Consider the following 17,427-nt stretch of genomic DNA (forward strand, 5'->3'; position numbering starts at 1 on the left):
TCCCCTTTAGCCGGCTTTTTCCGCCGGAACCACGAAACCGGCCATGACCTTTTTGACGCCCGCTTTGTCAAAGGCGATTTCGAGCTTGTCGCCCTCGGCGGTCAAGACCTTGCCGTAGCCGAATTTCTGATGAAAGACACGCTTGCCGGCGGGATAGCTGCCAGATGAACTTGGCAGCACTTCCGCCTCGAGATCGATGGTGGGTGGCTTCGGGCGGGCCGCAAAGCTGCGGCCATTGCCGGACCAGCCACCCGAATTGCCGCCGAAAGTCATGGAGCCGAAGCTGCTCTGCTTGGGCGCCTGAAAACCGGCATGGTCCTGCCGGTCGATATGATCCTTCGGCAGTTCGGCGAGGAAGCGCGAGGGTAGCGAGTTCTGCCACTGATTATGGATGCGCCTGGAACCCGCATGGGCGATGACGGCAAGTTTCCGCGCCCGCGTGAGGCCCACATAGGCGAGGCGCCGCTCTTCCTCCAGCCCCTTGATGCCGTTCTCGTCGAGCGCGCGGGGGTGTGGGAACAGCCCCTCCTCCCAGCCCGGCAGAAAAACGACGTCGAATTCCAGGCCCTTGGCGCCGTGAAGAGTCATGATGGAAAGCTGGTCGCGGGGGGCGCCCTCCGTATTCTCCATCACCAGGGAGACGTGGTCGAGGAACCCTTCGAGGCTCTCGAAATCTTCCAGCGCCCGCACCAGTTCCTTCAAGTTTTCGAGGCGCCCCGGCGCTTCGATCGACTTGTCCTGTTGCCACATGGCGGTGTAGCCGCTCTCGTCCAGAACGATCTGCGCCAGTTCGGCATGCGGCGTCACATCGGCCATCTGACGCCAGCGGGCGAGATCGTTCATGAAGGCGGTGAGCGACCGGCGCGCCGCCGGCTTCAGCTCGTCCGTGCCGATGATCTGGCGGGCGACCTCTGGGACCGAGAGTGATTGCACGCGCGAGATCTCGTTGAGCTGCTTCAGCGTCGTGTCGCCCAGGCCCCGGCGCGGCGTGTTGACGATGCGCTCGAAGGCAAGTCCGTCATCCGGCTGGTGGATAAGGCGGAGATAGGCCAGCGCATCGCGGATCTCCTGGCGTTCGTAGAAGCGCGGGCCCCCGATGACGCGGTAGGGAATGCCCAGCGTGATGAAGCGTTCTTCGAATTCGCGGGTCTGGAAGCCAGCGCGCACCAGGATGGCGATGTCCTTGAGTTCCGTGCCGCGCCGCTGCAGCGTCTCTATCTCGTCGCCGATCTGGCGCGCTTCCTCGGTCCCGTCCCAGGCGCCGATGATGCGCACCTTCTCGCCCTCTGCGACATCCGTCCACAGCGTCTTGCCGAGGCGCCCCTCATTGTGCGCGATGAGGCCGGAGGCGGCAGCGAGAATGTGCGGCGTAGAGCGATAATTCTGCTCAAGGCGGATGACCTGGGCGCCGGGAAAGTCCTTTTCGAACTTCAGAATGTTCTCGACCTCGGCCCCGCGCCAGCCATAGACCGATTGATCGTCGTCGCCGACGCAGCAGATATTCTTGTGGCTCTGCGCCAAAGCGCGCAGCCAGAGATATTGCGCGACGTTCGTGTCCTGGTATTCGTCGACCAGAATGTAGCGGAATTGTTGCTGATAGCGTTCCAGCTGATCCGGCGCCGTGCGGAAGATGGTGAGATTATGGAGCAGCAGATCGCCGAAATCGCAGGCGTTGAGCGTCAGCAGGCGCTGCTGATAGGCGTGATAGAGGTCGAGGATACGCCCCGAGGCCACCTCAGCCAGTTCCGCACGGCTGACTTTGTCGGGAGTGAGGCCCCGATCCTTCCAGCGCTCGATCAGCCCGAGGACGACGCGCGAGGGCCAGCGCTGGGAATCGAGCCCTTCGGCCTCAATGAGCTGCTTGACCAGGCGCAATTGGTCGTCGGTCGAGACGATGGTGAAATTGGGCTTCAGTCCCACCAATTCGGCTTGGCTCCGCAAAATGCGTGCGGCCAGCGAATGGAACGTGCCAAGCCACCAGCCTTCGACCGGCCGGCCGATGAGGTGACCGATGCGCTCCTTCATCTCGTTGGCCGCCTTGTTGGTGAATGTGACCGCCAAAATTTGTGACGGCCAGGCAAGGCCTGAGGTGAGGATATGCGCCAGGCGCGTGGTGAGAACGCGGGTCTTGCCCGTGCCGGCGCCAGCCAGCACGAGCACCGGGCCGTCGATGGCCAGCACGGCTTCCCGCTGGCGGTCGTTGAGGCCGGCAAGGTAGGGGGCGTTGAGAGCGGTGATATCGGTCGATTCGGTCATGCGCCCTTATAGCATTCCGGCGGCATTGTAAGACCCCCCGCGATCCGGCCCCGGTCTTGACAGCAAGGGCCTGGATCGGCCCAATGCGCCCACAAAATTTGGGAGAAAAATCCATCATGACCAAGACGATCGACCGGATTTCACTGGGTGCCATGAGCCCGGGTACGGAGCGTTTCCTTGCCGTGCACCGCTATGGCACCAAGGGCGCCCGGCCCAAGGCCTATCTGCAGGCCTCGCTGCATGCCGATGAGATTCCCGGCATGCTGGCCGCACATCATCTCATCCGGATGCTCGACGCCGCCGACGCCAAGGGCGACATCAAGGGCGAGATTGTCGTGGTGCCCGTGGCCAACCCGATCGGCCTCGGCCAGATCATCAATGGCGCTCATAGCGGCCGCTATGAGCTGCGCGGCGGCGGCAATTTCAACCGCCAATGGCCAGATCTCTTTGAGGGGCTTCTCGACACGGTGCGCCCCAAGCTGGGGAGCGACGCCGCCGCCAACGTGGCCGCCGTGCGCGCCGCCATCGGCACCAAGATCAACCAGATGACGCCGGATACGGAATTGTCGCGTCTGAAGGTCGAACTGGCCCGCCTCGCCCATGATGCCGACATGGTGCTGGATCTCCATTGCGACGACGAAGCCTTGATGCATGTCTACATGCAGCCGGTGCATTGGGACGATTTCAGCGATCTGGCCGCCGAGCTTGGCGCCCGCGCCGGATTGTTGTGTATGGATTCAAAGGCGCAGAGCTTCGACGAGACCTTCTCGCTGCCCTGGAGCAAGCTCAAGGAAGCGGTGGGCGACAAGTTCCCCATTCCCAATGCCTGCTTTGCCACCACGGTCGAGTTCCGCGGCCAGGCCGACGTGTTCGACGAAATGGCGACGGAAGATGCCGCCGGTCTCTATCGCTTCCTGCAGCGTCACGGAGCGCTGGCCGGCAATCCCGGCGCCATGCCGGCGCTTAAATGCGACGGCACCGATCTGGAGGCGACCGATATCGTCCGCGCGCCGAAAGCCGGCGTCATCGCCTACAAGGCAGCACTCGGCGCTGAGGTGAAGAAGGGCGACGTCATCGCCGAACTGGTCGACCCGCTGGCCGACGACCAGAGCAAGGCGCGGCAGCCGATCCGCGCCCTCAATGACGGGCTGGTCCTGTCACGCTGCCTCCGCAAGCTGGTCTCGCCTGGCGATGGCATCGCCATGATCGTCGGCAAGACCAAGCTCGCCCACCGCAAGGCCGGAACACTGCTGAGCGATTGAGCCCACACCGCATCCCTCACCTCGTCTTTGCGGGGTGAGGGTCCTGCGCGTCATGCAAGGGAGAGGCCGACGCCTATTGCTCCATGGCGGTGATGAGGGCCGAGAGGCGCACAGGCTTGTTGAGCAAGGTCAGATGGGCCAACCCCTTAGCCTCTCCCAATTGTTCGGCCATCATGGCATAGCTGGGATTGAAGCCCGTGAGGACGATGATCCTGCAATCGGTCCTTTCCTTGGCCATCCAATTCAGAACTTCAAATCCGTCCATCTTGGGCATGACGATGTCGAGCACGACGATATCCGGCTTGAAGCGCAGGAAGGCCTGACATCCTTCGACGCCGTTTGCCGCCGTCTCGACGGTCCATCCCTTGGTCAGCACCGCGTCACGAGCAAAGTCGCGAAAACCCTGATCATCGTCGATGACAAGGACGCGCTTCGTGGTCACGGCACCGCCTCCGCCAGAATATCCGCCACCAGCTGGCCGAGGTCATTGATGCGATAGGGCTTGGCCAGGAAGAGATCGCCTACGGGCAGCTGTGCTTCGAGCGCGCGCTCCGCCTGGCTGAAACCGGATGTGTAGAGTGCCTTGAGGCCGGGGCGGGTGCGGCGCGCTTCCTGGACGAGATCCGGCCCTTTCGCCCCTTCGGTGAGAAGAATATCGCTGAAGACGAGGGCGATATCCGGCTGCTCCGCCAAAGCACGCAGGGCTTCCGGTGCCCCGGCCGCCGCCACGCAGCGATAACCGAGTTGTTGCAGGGCGGCCACGCAGAAGGCCAGTATCTCCCGGTCATTCTCGATCACCAGGATTTTCTCGCCATGGCCTGGACGGTGATTGACGGCAGCGGTACCACCCGCCTCGTCATCATCGGCACTGTCGGCGCAGGGCAGGAACAGGCCGACAGTGGTGCCACGGCCCAGCTGGCTGTCGATATGGACATGGCCACCCGACTGCTTCACGAAACCATGCACCATGCTGAGGCCAAGGCCTGAGCCCTTGCCGACCGGCTTGGTGGTGAAGAACGGCTCGAACACGCGGGCGAGAACGTCCGGTGCCATGCCGGTTCCCTCATCGGCGACGACGATCATGATATAGGGCCCAGGGACCGGGTCCTCGGCGGCGTCCATGGCCATGGTCACATTGGCCGTCTCGATGATGAGTTTGCCGCCGTTCGGCATGGCGTCGCGCGCATTGATGACCAGGTTCAGGAGCGCTGCCTCAAGCTGCCCCGGATCGACGCGGCTAAAGGGATGTTCCGCCGCGGTGCGGATGGTGATGCTCAACGCGCTGCCCAGGCTGTGCTCAAGCAGCGGCCGCATGCCCTGAATTTGCCGGTTGATGTCGATGAGGCGCGGTGACAAGGTCTGACGCCGCGAGAAAGCAAGCAGGCGCTGGATGAGCGAGGCGCCGCTTTCCGCAGCCGCAATCGCGCGCTGCAGCAATTCGGTGGCGCGTGGCCGCCCGTCGACGTCGAGCGCCAAGAGATCGAGATTGCCGATAATGGCGCCGAGGAGATTATTGAAATCATGGGCCAGCCCGCCGGTCAGCTGGCCGACAAGTTCCATCTTCTGCGCCTGATGGAGCGCTGCCTCGGCGGCGCGCTGTTCTGTCATGTCCAGTGAGATGGTGCCGACGGCGGTGAGGACACCGTCGTCCGTGATCGGAAAGTGCGTGAAAACGCAGTCACGCGCCCCGCCGCCCGTCGGTGTGCGGGCTTCATAGGTTACGGGCTGCAGCGAGCGCATGACTTGAGCCTTGCGCTCGCTCAAGACGCGCGCCGCTTCCGACCCGAAAACATCGCGGGCGGTGTGGCCGATGACCTCTGCCTCGCTCTTGCCTACCTTCTCCAGGAAGCGGCGGTTGACCATCGTATAGAAGCCGGCCGGATTGCTGAGCGAGAGGGTGACCGGGACATGGTCGAAGATCGCGCGCAGCCGCGCCTCGCTCTCATGCAACGCCAGTTCGGCTTTCTTCTGTTCGGTGATGTCGACGGCAAATCCGCCGATTGCCGTCACTTCACCCTCGGCGCCACGGATCGGAAATTCGATCTCGAGGCTCCAGTGATAATGCTGATTGCCGGGAATTTCGATTTCGCGTGTAACGGCGGCGCCGGTTGTCATCACTTCACGGCTCATGGCCGTTATGGCCTGCCCACTCGCACCGGGTATAAGCTCCTGGGTCAGGTGGCCGCGCAATTCTTCCGGGGATCGCCGGTAGCTGAGAGCGCCTTCACGATTGATCATCTGCATGCGGCCTTCGGTGTCCTTGATGGACATGATGAAGGGCGCGTTTTCCATGAAGGCCAGCAATCGGGCCTCGCTGGCGCGCAGGGCCATTTCGGCTTCCTTGCGCGTCGTGATGTCCTGGATCATGCCCAGGGCTTCGCTCACATTGCCTTCGTCGCCGACCATACGTTCGATGATCTCGACGACGTAGCGCACCCCGCCATCGGGGCGCATGATGCGATATTCGATCGGCTGCTGGTTCGAGATCCGCTCGCTGAACTGATTGAAATAGGCGTCGTTCACGGCCCTCCGGTCGCCCGGGTGCACGAAGCGCGAAACATATTCCTCGTCGGGAATAATAAGGTCTTCGGGCGTCACGCCGAAGATCGCGGTGATAGCCGGCGCGTAGGTGAGGCCGGTGTGCCAGCCGCCATCCGTGCGCTGTTCCCGGTCCTTGCGCCAGGTGTAGTGAGCGATCCCGGCCAAGGCCTGGGCACGGCTCAACTGCGATTCACGTTCCGCCAGCGTGGCGGTCCGCTCGGCCACCAGATGTTCCAGTTCGTAATTGAGCCGCCGCAGTCGGTCCGCATCCTGGCGTTGCAGCGTGATGTCCTGGATGGTGCCGAACTCGAAGGTGACACCATGCTCGACCGATACGCTTTCGCCAGCCTCCCGCAATGTTGCGGTCGTGCCGTCGGCGCGGATAATACGATACTCGACAACATAGCCATCCGTGCCTTGCTGCTCATAGGCGGCTAGAACCTTCGCCACATCGTCGGGATGAATGAGCCGCTGCATGTCTGCGAACGAATGCGTCGTTCTGCCGGGCGACAGGCCCAGGATGGCAGCGGCAACTTCCGAATATTCGATGTCGCCGTTTTCCCAATCTCCGTCACGATGCGTCAGGCGCCAATGTCCCAGCCTTGCTATCCGCTCTGCGTGGCGGTGCCTGGCTTCGCTCTCGACAACCAGTTCCAGGCTGCGCCGACGTTCGCTGACATCGTCCAGCGACAGCAGGAAATAGCGCCGCCCCAGATCCTCCAACGCCTTCAGCGAAACATCGAACCAGCTATTGGGGTAGGAAAGGCAGCGCACATCCTTGCGCACGAACTCAGGCGAGGCGCCGCTCATAACCTTGCGGATGCCGGCGGCGATTTCGCCAGCCATGGCGTCGCCGCCGGCGGCGGTCTGATCGAGGCTCGCCAGGCAATCGTCGCCCGTCAGAAAGGTGATGCGACCGCTGCCGGCATTGGCAAGAACCTCCCAGGCACGGTTGACGGCACGGACAATCCCCCGCTGGTCGATGACACTGACCGCCATGGGAAGCGCATTGAGGGCGCCCCATGCCAGCCGGCCATCGTCCGGCCCGGACGCCGGGACCGCCAGTGACGGGACCACCGGTGACGGGGCCGTCGGCGCTGGGGCGTCGGTGAGCTGCAGATCATCCATTTATATAAAGGCTCGCCATACCGGCCGCGGATTGCGGCCATCGTCCAAATGCTAGCCTAGGGCTTTTAAGGTTCCGTTTCCAACCCATGCAAAGGCATGGGTCCCTGCGGCACGCGGTCGCCATCCGCAATGGTGCCGGTTAGGACCATTTTCCAGGGCGACTGGCCCAACGCCATATCGACGGGACGCTTTATCAGCGGGCGAGCGGCGCGGAGGTAGCCCACCACTCCGGATATTGCGCAACGACCTGCCGCCGCGCATGTTCGGCTGACGCTGCGGTCTCATACAGGCCAAAGCAGGTGGCGCCGCTGCCGGAAAGGCGCGCCAGCAGGCATTCCTCGGTGCCGGCGATCGCCTTCAGGACGTCGGCCACGACCGGCGCCACGATGATGGCCGGGTCGGTGAGGTCGTTGCGGCGTGATGTCAGGTAGCTTGCCAGATCGCAGACCGTGGCCGGCGCCCGGCTCCAGCGCGCTGCCGCCGAAAAATCGCCACGCCGCGCCTTGAAGACTGCCGGTGTCGGCGTCTCTACCAGCGGATTGACCAGCAGGACATGGGTGTCGGGCAGGATGCCGGCCGGCTTTAGATCCTCGCCGATGCCGCCCACGAAACTGGGGCGGCCGTCGAGGCAGACCGGCACATCAGCGCCGAGCTTTTCGGCCAGCTTATAGAGGGCGATGCGCTCCGGCTTGACCTGCCACAATTCGACGAGCGCCAGCAGGGTTGCCGCCGCATCGGCCGAACCGCCGCCGATTCCGGAGGCCAGCGGCAGATTCTTGGTGAGATGGATGGCGGCACCCTGGCTCGTGCCGGTGAGCTCGCGCAAGGCCAGCGCCGCACGCATCACCAGATTGCCGGTGCCCGTTTCAAGCCCCGCACCGAACGGCCCATCGATGGTGAGCGAAAGATCAGCGGCCTTGGCAACGCGGATGTCGTCGCCCGTCTCGGCAAAGACGATGAGCGAGTCGAGGAGATGAAAGCCGTCGGCGCGCTTGCCGACGACATGGAGATAGAGATTGATTTTCGCGCGCGCGAGCATGGGACGATCCGGCTGAACGACGCGATCAACCGCCCGAGGGCGTCGTCGCTTCCGGCTTGGCATCTCCCAGCCCGGTCTTCAGCTTTTCCTGGATGAGGCCGATCTGGTCCTCCTCCGGCTTGAAGGAGAGCGAACGATGCCATTGGAAGCGCGCCTCGTTCTTACGCCCGACGCGCCAATAGGCGTCGCCCAGATGATCATTGAGGACCGGATCGGTCGGCTGCAATTCGACCGCACGCTCGAGATAGGTCACTGCCTTGTCGAACTCGCCCAGCTGGAAATAGGCCCAGCCCAGGCTGTCGACGATGAAGCCTTCCTCGGGGCGTTGCTCGACCGCATTGTTCAGCATCTTCAGCGCCTCGTCGAGATTCTCGCGCCGCTCGACCCAGGTATAAGCAAGGTAATTGAGCACGTAGGGTTGGTCGGGCGACAATTCGAGCGCCTTCTTGAAATCGGGCTCGGCCTTGTCCCACTGCTTGTTGCGCTCATGGGCGACACCACGTGAATAGAACAGCGCCCAATCCTCGGCCTTGGGCTCCTTGATCGTGGCGATGACCTGGTCATAGGCGTCAACCGCTTCGGCAAAGCGCTTTTCGCGGCGGAAAAGATCGCCCAGTTCCACCACGGCTTCAGTGCGGCCCGGCCGCGCTTTCACCAATCCGCGCAAGGTGGCGATGGCGCCATCGACGTCTTCGAGCTTCTGCTGGCAGTCGGCGATGGAAATTTCGCCCGACCAGCGATAGATCGAATCCGAAGGTATGGTGCGATACATCTCGATCGCATCGGCGCAGCGTTCGCGCTGTTGCATCAGGTTGCCGAGCAACATGCGCGCGATGTCGAGCTTCGGATCAAGCTCAAGCGCCAGGCGCCCGAAAACCTTGGCCTGGTCCTCGACATTCTCCGATTGCAGGATGGAGCCCAGGTCGAAGAAGGCTTCCGCCAGCCCCTGCGTCGGCGTGGTCACGATCGGCCCCTTCTCCGCCGGCTGTTTCAGGCGGTCGGCCAGCGGATCGGCAATGGCGCCGGCGATGCCGGCATTGGAACTGCGGAAGAGATCGAGAAAGGCCGTGGCGTCGCCCTGATCGCCCGTGCGGCGCAGGAATTCGACATAGAGCTCGATGAAGCGGGCACTGTTCGCCCCGGCATCAGCAGCACCCTTCATGCGATCGAGCGCTGCCTGTGTGCGGCCGAGATGATCTTCCATCAAAGCGGTGTGCTGAGTGACGACGGCGCCGAGGCCGTTGAATTCCGAGAGCGGAGCCAACGCATCGACGGCGGGTTCGAGCTTGCCGCCGATCCCGATTTCGATCCAGGCAGCAATGAAGGGTTTCGCAATGCGACCGATGCCGTCATCGCTGATCGAGGCCAGCGCCGTCTTGGCGCCGGCGAAGTCCTTCGCCTGCGCGCGGTCGACCACTTCGACCAGGCCGATCAGCGGTGTCTTGGCGCCCTGGGCCTTGATGTCGGCGGCAAGTTTCACCGCTGCCTTGAAATCACCGGCACTGACGAGGGCGGCGAGGGTGCGGGCTGCCAGCGCCTGGTCACCGGGCGCGGCTTCCCGCGCCAGCCCCAGGAGCTTCGCCGCCATCACATCATCGCCCTCGCTATAGGCGAGGCGGCCGGCCAGCAAGGCCCCCGACAGGGTCCAATGCGGCTCCACCGGCGTGGTGATTACGGCATTGGCAGTACTTGAATCCGCCCGGGCGGTGCCGTTGCCATCTTCCTTACCGGCACAGGCGATCATCGCCGGCAGCAGGGCCAGGGCAAACATGGCCGGACGAAGACGCGGCGCGGGGAATCGGGTTTTCATGGGCGGAAAGAGCCTCAGGGCAATGGATTGTCGAATTCCAACAACACTCTTAGCAGGAAGTGCCCAAAGCAGAAAGGGGCCGCCATCAAAGTGGATGGCGGCCCCTTTTCCTCAACCCCTTGTCCCTCCCCCCAACCCCTATCGCCAAAGGAGCGAGGGTCGGTGAGGGGTGCTTCTTACATATTCGGGTAATTCGGACCGCCGCCGCCTTCCGGGGTCACCCAGTTGATGTTCTGGGTCGGATCCTTGATGTCGCAGGTTTTGCAATGGACGCAATTCTGCGCGTTGATCTGCAGGCGGGGCTTGGAGCCGTCGGCCTCGCGCACGATCTCATAGACACCGGCCGGGCAATAGCGCTGTTCCGGCGCGTCATAGAGCGGGAGGTTGACCTCGATCGGGACCTTGGGGTCTTTGAGCGTGAGGTGGCAGGGCTGGTCTTCCTCGTGATTGGTCGAGGAGAGGAAGACGGAGGAAAGCCGGTCGAAGGACAGCTTGCCATCGGGCTTGGGGTAGGTGATCGGCTTGAAGCGGTCCTTCTTCTTGATCTTGGCATTGTCCGGCGTCTTGTTGTGCAAGGTCCAGGGCGCCTTGCCGCCGAAGAGCTTTTGGTCCATGCCGGCCATGATCGTGCCGAGGATGAGGCCCTTGCTCATCCAGGGCTTGAAATTGCGCGCGCGATAAAGCTCGTCATGGAGCCAGGACTGCTCGAACGCATCCGGATAGGCGGAAAGCTCGTCATGCGAACGATCGGCGCCCAGCGCTTCGAAGGCGGCTTCCGCCGCCAGCATGCCGGTCTTGATCGCTGCATGGCTGCCCTTGATGCGCGGCACGTTGAGGAAGCCGGCATTGTCACCGACCAGTGCGCCGCCGGGGAAGGTGAGCTTCGGCAGGGCCTGAAGGCCGCCGGTGACGATGGCGCGGGCGCCGTAAGCGACACGGCGGCCGCCTTCCAACTGCTCGGCAATGGCCGGATGATGCTTGTAGCGCTGGAATTCCTCGAACGGATAGAGATAGGGATTTTCGTAGCCGAGGCCGACCACGAAGCCCACCATCACCTGGTTGTTGTCACCGTGATAGAGGAACGAACCGCCATAGGTGCTGGTATCCATCGGCCAGCCGGCGGTGTGCATGACCAGGCCCGGCTTGTGCTTGGCGGGATCGATGTCCCACAATTCCTTAATGCCGATCGAATAGCTTTGCGCGTCGCGGCCTGCGTCGAGATTGAAGTGCTTGATGAGGCGCTTGCCGAGCGAGCCGCGGCAGCCTTCGGCAAAGAGCGTGTATTTGCCGGTCAGCGCCATGCCGGGCGTGAACTCCGCCTTCTCGCTGCCGTCCTTGGCGCGGCCCATGTCGCCCGTAATGATACCCAGCACCTTCTTCTTGTCGTCATCGAAGAGGATGTCGGCGGCAGCAAAGCCCGGGAAGATCTCGACGCCCAAGGCTTCGGCCTGTGTCGCCAGCCAGCGGCACACATTGCCAAGGCTGATGATGTAATTGCCGTCGTTGTGCAGCGTGTCCGGCAGCAGGGCATTGGGGAAGCGGATCGAATTCTGGTCGTTGGTGAGGAAGAGGAAGCGGTCCTCGGTCACCGGGCAGGTGAGCGGTGCTTCCTTCTCCTTCCAATCGGGGATGAGTTCGCTGAGGGCCTTGGGGTCCATGATGGCGCCGGAGAGGATGTGGGCGCCGATCTCGGAACCCTTCTCGATGACGACGACCGAGATTTCCTTGCCGGCCTCGTTTGCCATCTGCTTCAGGCGAATGGCGGCGCTCAAGCCGGCGGGGCCACCGCCGACGATCACCACATCATATTCCATTACTTCCCGGTCCATGGGCCCCTCCCCTTTATGCGGCATGCCGGACCGGTCCCGTCCGGCCCAAGCGGCGTGGTTGCTTACAACGGCCGGGTATCCCCGCGCAACCAGCCGCACCTCATATATATAGTGCAGCCGGTCAACTGGACCTGAAGCCAGGGGCGATGCTAGCCTTGGGCTATGACCCCGACCGGCCCCGTTTCCGACACTTCCACGTCATTTTCCGACGTGAACCATGCGATCGCGCTGCTGAAATTCTACCTCGATGCCGGGGTCGATGCGGCAATCGAGGATGCTCCTTTAAGCCGCTTCGGCATGGCCGGCGCGCGCATGGAAGCGCAATCAGCGCCGCCGCCGGCAATAGCACCGCGGGCCAGCGACACATCGGCGGAGCCTCGACCTGTCCCGGCACGCAGTGCGCCGCCTCAGCCAAGCGCCATCCTTGGCGCCAATGACCGGGCGCTGGCCGAATCAGCCCGTACCGCGGCGGCGGGTGCCCAGTCGCTCGACGAGCTCCGCGAAATCCTGCAGCGTTTCGAGGGAATCGAGAGTCTGCGCGGCCGGGCCACCAACATGGTATTCGCCGACGGCAATCCCGAAGCCTCGGTCATGCTGGTCGGCGAAGCGCCGGGGGCCGACGAAGACCGCCTCGGCAAGCCCTTTGTCGGCGTGTCCGGGCAGCTCCTGGACCGCATGCTGGGCTCGATCGGGCTCGATCGCACCCGCTTCTACATCACCAATGTCTGTTTCTGGCGACCACCCGGCAATCGCAAGCCGACCGAGGCGGAATTGGTGGCGCAGGCGCCCTTCGTCCAGCGGCATATCGAACTCGTGCGGCCGAAAATACTCGTGCTGGTGGGTGCGGCCTCGGCCCATGCACTATTAGGCACCAATGACGGCATCACGCGCCTGCGCGGTCGCTGGTTTGACTACAAATCAACTGGACTTGCCGCCCCGGTCCCGGCCCTGCCCATCTTCCATCCGGCTTTCCTGCTGCGCCAGCCGGCGCAGAAGCGCGAGACATGGGCCGACCTCCTCAAACTGAAAACCCGTCTCGCCGAACTTGGTTAAAGGGGCGCCCCAGGTCCCGGCGGATCGCCGGGTTGGGCTCGTTAACCTTTGCGGCGGTTTTGTGATAAAGCCGGGGCGAATGAGCTGTTCACCTAAAATTTTACCGACAAAATCAATATATAGTGGTTAATATTGCCTGCGACACCATATCTGTAGATCCGCTCGGGCGTTTTTGCTGGACGTCACAGCGTCGAATCGGTAACGCTGGGAACCAGAAAAGACGCAACTCGTTAATAACGCGCTCTCAGGAATGTCCTGTGAGGTTCGCTCTAAGGGGGGCGAAAGATTGCAGATTGAGTTTAAACAACACGGCTGGCGCCGGATACTGGCGTCGACCGCGGCGATGGTGTTGCTGTCTCCGGCGATCGTGCTGGGCGCAACGCTGGCCAAGGCCGACGAACTGAGCGCCGCTACGCTCAGCCCAACAGGCTCGAACGGGGGTGGCAGCACGACCGCGTCGCTGCAGACCGGCCCGGACGTTTTCGGGGCGACCTTGCCGCAGCCGCTCGATGCCGTGAACGCCGACCGCTACCGCCAGATCTTCCGCCTGCAGGCGATGGGCGACTTCGTCGGTTCCGACCGACTGATCAGCGACCTGACCGATCCCGTTCTGCTCGGCCATGTCCTCGCCGACCGTTATCTGGCGCCCGGTTACAAGACCAAGACCAAGGAATTGACCGACTGGCTGAAATCCTATTCGGCTTTGCCGGAGGCTGACGCCATCTACAAGCTTGCGTCCAAGAAGGGCGTCAAGAAGGCGGCGCTGGCCAAGCCGAAATTCGACATCACCCGCGTTGGCTCGCCGGATGAGAATTCGAGCGACAACGACCCGAACTGGCAGGCCGGCCTCAACGCCTGGCGCGCCAAACAGTATGGGCAGGCCGCCAAGCTGTTCGAGAAGGCCGCCATTCGCACCAATTCATCCGGCTGGGATCGCGCTGCCGCCGCGTATTGGGCGAGCCGCGCCCATGTCCGCGCCAAGAACCCGGACAAGGTCAGTCATTGGCTGAAGGTCGCCGCTGAATTCCCGCGCACCTTCTATGGCCAGCTCGCCACCCGCGCGCTGGGCCTGGAGCCCACTTTCGATTGGCGCGTGCCCACCTTGACGGGCAGCCATGGCGCCCAGCTCATGACCTCGCGCATCGGCAAGCGGGCCTTGGCCCTGCTGCAGGTCGGCGAGACGGATCTTGCTGAAAAAGAGCTTCTCATCCTGCAGAGCGAATCCGACACGGATGTGAGCGACGCGCTGGTCGCGATCAGCCAGGCCCATCGCCTGCCCTCGCTCGCCCTGAAGATCGGCGCCTGGCGCCAGCTCAAGGGTGGCGCACGCATGGATGCAGCGCTCTATCCGCTGCCGTCATGGAAGCCGGCCAACGGTTTCACCGTCGACCAGGCCCTGCTCTTCTCGGTGATGCGCCAGGAATCGGGCTTCAATCCGAACGCGGTGTCGGGTGCCGGTGCCGTCGGCCTGATGCAGTTGATGCCGGGCACGGCCAAGGCGATCGGTGCGCCGGCCGGCCTGCGCCTCAAGGATCCGCTGACGTCGCTCGCTTACGGCCAGAAATACATCCAACGCCTGCTCGAAGATCCGGCCGTGAAAGGTGATCTCTTCATGATGGCCGCCGCCTACAATGCGGGTCCGGGCAATCTGGCGAAGTGGAAGAAGAGCATTCGTGGCAGCGAGGATCCCTTGCTGTTCATCGAAAGTCTGCCCTCGCGCGAGACCCGGAATTTCGTCGAGCGCGTGATCGGTGGCTATTGGGTCTATCAGGCGCGCCTCGGCCAGCCGCAGCGCTCGCTCGAAGCGGTTGCCAACGGTGCCTGGCCGACCTATCAGCGCAGCGACAGTATCGCGGCTGCTTCCAACTGAGATCTCCTGAGGTCGCGGCATGTCGCGCATCGACGACCAGCGTCCGTTCGTGCCCGTCAGTATTGCGGTCCTGACCGTCTCGGATACGCGCACCACGGCCGATGACCGCTCCGGCGACACGCTGGTCGAATTGCTGACCCGCGATGGGCACAAACTGGCCGCGCGCATCATCGTCAAGGACGACATCCCCGCCATTGCCGCTCAGTTGCGTGCCTGGATGGCCGATCCGAGCGTCGACGTCGTCATCTCGACCGGCGGCACGGGCGTCACCGGCCGCGACGTGACGCCGGAGGCTTTCGAGAGCGTCTTTGAAAAGAAGATCGACGGTTTCGGCGAAATTTTCCGCTGGATCTCCTATCAGAAGATCAAGACCTCGACGATCCAGTCGCGGGCCGTGGGCGGAGTCGCCGGCGGGACCTATCTCTTCGCCCTGCCGGGCTCGCCCAGCGCCGTCCGCGATGGCTGGGAGGAGATCCTCAAATGGCAGCTCGACTACCGCCACCGGCCCTGCAACCTGGTCGAGCTGATGCCCCGCCTGACCGAGCATCTGAAAAGCTCGAACTGAGGCCCAACTTCCTAGCGATCTAGGACTGTTGACCGATTCAGATTATCCTGTCACACATCTTGGGTGCATTTTTCGGTGGCCATACGCGCTGGCGCTGTACAAATGATCAGTTTTGGGCTCTCGGAGCTCAGGCTTTCAGGTCTTTGCACCTAGCCATAGGACTGTTGACGGGATGAGGTGGGCATGCACTAATATTGCGTGCCTTATCCATATAATAATACATCCATACAGAGCTCCAGCGGCCGTGGGGCGATCATTCCAGGGCGCCTCCTTCCGCAAGCCGCCGCCACGCGCACGCGGGTGGCTTCCGCTGTTTCGGTTTCAATCGGTGCGTTGACGGCCGCCGGGACGGCGCTGTGGGTTTGGATGACGATCCGGCAGGTCGCCTGGACCGCCGGGATGATGGATTTCATCCTGGCGGCATATCTCTGCCGCACATTCCTGACCTTCCACAGAAATCTCTTCTGGGGTTCATTGCTGGCCGTGGTGCTTTTCGGCAGCGCCTTCGCGGCAGCCATCCTGCGCCAGGAAATTCTCGCAGCGCCTGTCCAGTTCAGCGACCTCTTCCTGCTCGACGACCTGTTTCTCTATTACGGCCTCGGCGGTGCCTGGTATTGGCAGGCGGCTTTATTGGCCGCGGGCTTGTTCATTCTGGTGTCGGCGCTGAACCTCAGACGGCCAACGCACATTGAAATGATCCTGCTCCTCCCGTTGCTGGGCCTGGGGCTCCTTTGCGGCATGAAGGTCACGGCACCGGCGCTGGCGGCGCGCCTGGTGCCGCCGATCGTGCAAGGCCATTCCTGGTTTCCGGAAGCGGCCTGGTTCGGGCAGTGGAACGCCTTCCTGCGCTCGGCACTGCATTACGCCGACCGCGAAGCGCGCATTGCGGCCCTCGCTGACGAGGTGAAGCCGGATTTCGGATTCATCGGCAGCAAGCTCGAGGCGCCGGCGCCGCGCAATGTTCACATAATCCTGCTGGAAAGCTTCTTCGATCCGCGCGAGATCGAAGGCGTGGAGCTCGGCGGGGAACCATTTTCGCCGATGTTTCAGACTTGGCGTTCCCGCGGCGGCACGCATGCGGTATCGCCTGTCTACGGCGACCGGTCGCCGGACGCGGAATTCGAATTGCTGTGCGGATTGCCGGCAACACTCGATTCCAGCCAGGTCATCTATGCGCAGCTCGCTGTCGACACCGTGGATTGCCTGCCGCGCAAACTGGCCCACCTTGGCTGGTGGAGTGAATCGTGGGTCCCGGTCACGGCATCGCTCTTCAACAGCCAGTCTGCCTATCGCCGCATCGGCATCGCGCGCAGCGTCTACCGCGATGAAATGGATATGAGCGATCTCGACGGTGAGGCGTTGTCGGCCCAGTCCTTGCTGCGGCAGAATCTGGCGCATGTCCGTTCGTTGCTGGCCGGCGGCAAGCCTTTCCTCAACTATCTCTTCACCACCGCAGGTCACTTTCCCTTTTCGCTCGATACAAGCAAGCGGCCGAAGGTGGTCCGGGTCGAGCCGGACAGCGATCTCCTGGCCGGTTTCGTCAACAACATCCATTACACCTCGGCAGCGGTCGAAGCGCATGTCTCGGCGCTGCAGGCACTTGATCCGGACGGCATCATCATCGTCCTGGGCGATCATCCGCCGCCCTTGCCGATCAACGATGCGCGCATCCGCTATCCGGCGCCGCCGCAGCATCAGTTCGAGGTTCCGTTGATTGTAATCGATGGGCGCAAGGGCCCCTTGTCGCTGCCGGCGCGCGTGCCGACCTATCACCTGCCATTCATCGTCGCCGATCTGCTGACCGAGGGGAGATTCTGCCAAACGCAGGATTGCCCGACCGAGCATGACGTGGCGATCCGCCCCGTCCTCGGCGGCGTTCTGCGCCTGCCTGCCGGAGCGGCGCCTGAGCTCTGTCCTGACGAATTGCAGAATGAACCCTGCCGCGCCGCACAGATCGCCGCGGATGCCTATCGGCTGGCGGCCTACAGCCTCACCGAGCGCGGCCCTGATCCGCACGTGGAATTGCCACCCTCACCCTCCAAGTAAAGCCGCTTTGTTCTTGAATTGTTCTTTC

At 63.1% G+C, this 17,427-nt stretch carries 11 protein-coding genes; 5 read left to right on the forward strand and 6 right to left on the reverse strand.

Translation table 11 applies throughout. The features are described 5' to 3' along the window. Nucleotides 1-6: 6 nt before the first annotated feature. Nucleotides 7-2,256: an ATP-dependent helicase gene (locus ACE3OA_RS06990; RefSeq protein WP_374309366.1), complete on the reverse strand. Its 2,250-nt coding sequence runs from the start codon at nt 2,254-2,256 to the stop codon at nt 7-9. Between the two features lie 116 nt (nt 2,257-2,372). On the opposite strand from ACE3OA_RS06990, the gene ACE3OA_RS06995 reads away from it, so the two are divergent. Next, on the forward strand, nt 2,373-3,518 hold the full coding sequence (locus tag ACE3OA_RS06995) for a succinylglutamate desuccinylase/aspartoacylase family protein (RefSeq protein ID WP_374309368.1): 1,146 nt from the start codon (nt 2,373-2,375) through the stop codon (nt 3,516-3,518). 73 nt (nt 3,519-3,591) lie between these two features. Here the strand turns inward: ACE3OA_RS06995 and ACE3OA_RS07000 are convergent, their stop codons facing one another. The 5 genes from ACE3OA_RS07000 to ACE3OA_RS07020 all read right to left on the reverse strand — a co-directional run bounded on the left by ACE3OA_RS07000 (nt 3,592) and on the right by ACE3OA_RS07020 (nt 11,865). Continuing rightward, nucleotides 3,592-3,960 carry a response regulator gene (locus ACE3OA_RS07000; protein WP_374309370.1) on the reverse strand — a complete coding sequence of 123 codons (369 nt, stop codon included), beginning with the start codon at nt 3,958-3,960 and terminating at the stop codon, nt 3,592-3,594. Next, entirely contained in the window at nt 3,957-7,187 is a 3,231-nt protein-coding gene (locus ACE3OA_RS07005; protein WP_374309372.1) for a PAS domain S-box protein, read from the reverse strand. The genes ACE3OA_RS07000 and ACE3OA_RS07005 overlap by 4 nt, the downstream gene beginning before the upstream one ends. Before the next feature lie 193 nt (nt 7,188-7,380). Further along, complete coding sequence (locus ACE3OA_RS07010) at nt 7,381-8,226, reverse strand: 4-(cytidine 5'-diphospho)-2-C-methyl-D-erythritol kinase (RefSeq protein WP_374309374.1); 846 nt, start codon at nt 8,224-8,226, stop codon at nt 7,381-7,383. Between the two features lie 25 nt (nt 8,227-8,251). Continuing rightward, the gene (locus tag ACE3OA_RS07015; protein ID WP_374309376.1) at nt 8,252-10,036 is read right to left on the reverse strand and encodes a tetratricopeptide repeat protein; all 1,785 of its coding nucleotides are present in this window, start codon (nt 10,034-10,036) and stop codon (nt 8,252-8,254) included. Nucleotides 10,037-10,212: 176 nt separating this feature from the next. Further along, entirely contained in the window at nt 10,213-11,865 is a 1,653-nt protein-coding gene (locus tag ACE3OA_RS07020; protein ID WP_374309378.1) for an electron transfer flavoprotein-ubiquinone oxidoreductase, read from the reverse strand. 210 nt (nt 11,866-12,075) lie between these two features. Between ACE3OA_RS07020 and ACE3OA_RS07025 the strand changes: the two genes are divergently transcribed. The 4 genes from ACE3OA_RS07025 (at nt 12,076) to ACE3OA_RS07040 (ending at nt 17,399) form a co-directional block, all read left to right on the forward strand. After that, complete coding sequence (locus tag ACE3OA_RS07025) at nt 12,076-12,918, forward strand: uracil-DNA glycosylase (RefSeq protein ID WP_374309380.1); 843 nt, start codon at nt 12,076-12,078, stop codon at nt 12,916-12,918. Nucleotides 12,919-13,204: 286 nt separating this feature from the next. Beyond that, a complete protein-coding gene (locus ACE3OA_RS07030) occupies nt 13,205-14,788 on the forward strand; it encodes a lytic transglycosylase domain-containing protein (protein WP_374309382.1) in 1,584 nt (527 codons plus the stop codon). A 19-nt stretch (nt 14,789-14,807) separates the two neighbouring features. Beyond that, complete coding sequence (gene moaB, locus ACE3OA_RS07035) at nt 14,808-15,353, forward strand: molybdenum cofactor biosynthesis protein B (RefSeq protein WP_374309384.1); 546 nt, start codon at nt 14,808-14,810, stop codon at nt 15,351-15,353. Nucleotides 15,354-15,719: 366 nt separating this feature from the next. After that, the gene (locus tag ACE3OA_RS07040) at nt 15,720-17,399 is read left to right on the forward strand and encodes a sulfatase-like hydrolase/transferase (RefSeq protein ID WP_374309386.1); all 1,680 of its coding nucleotides are present in this window, start codon (nt 15,720-15,722) and stop codon (nt 17,397-17,399) included. Nucleotides 17,400-17,427 lie beyond the last annotated feature (28 nt).

It is taken from the genome of Dongia sp. (genome assembly GCF_041906375.1).
GTDB lineage: Bacteria > Pseudomonadota > Alphaproteobacteria > Dongiales > Dongiaceae > Dongia.

Coding starts and splice junctions, on each gene's coding strand:
- ACE3OA_RS06990 (WP_374309366.1), bottom strand. CDS start 2,256: ATGACCGAATCGACCGATATCACCGCTCTCAACGCCCCCTACCTTGCC.
- ACE3OA_RS06995 (WP_374309368.1), top strand. CDS start 2,373: ATGACCAAGACGATCGACCGGATTTCACTGGGTGCCATGAGCCCGGGT.
- ACE3OA_RS07005 (WP_374309372.1), bottom strand. CDS start 7,187: ATGGATGATCTGCAGCTCACCGACGCCCCAGCGCCGACGGCCCCGTCA.
- ACE3OA_RS07010 (WP_374309374.1), bottom strand. CDS start 8,226: ATGCTCGCGCGCGCGAAAATCAATCTCTATCTCCATGTCGTCGGCAAG.
- ACE3OA_RS07015 (WP_374309376.1), bottom strand. CDS start 10,036: ATGAAAACCCGATTCCCCGCGCCGCGTCTTCGTCCGGCCATGTTTGCC.
- ACE3OA_RS07020 (WP_374309378.1), bottom strand. CDS start 11,865: ATGGACCGGGAAGTAATGGAATATGATGTGGTGATCGTCGGCGGTGGC.
- moaB (WP_374309384.1), top strand. CDS start 14,808: ATGTCGCGCATCGACGACCAGCGTCCGTTCGTGCCCGTCAGTATTGCG.
- ACE3OA_RS07040 (WP_374309386.1), top strand. CDS start 15,720: ATGACGATCCGGCAGGTCGCCTGGACCGCCGGGATGATGGATTTCATC.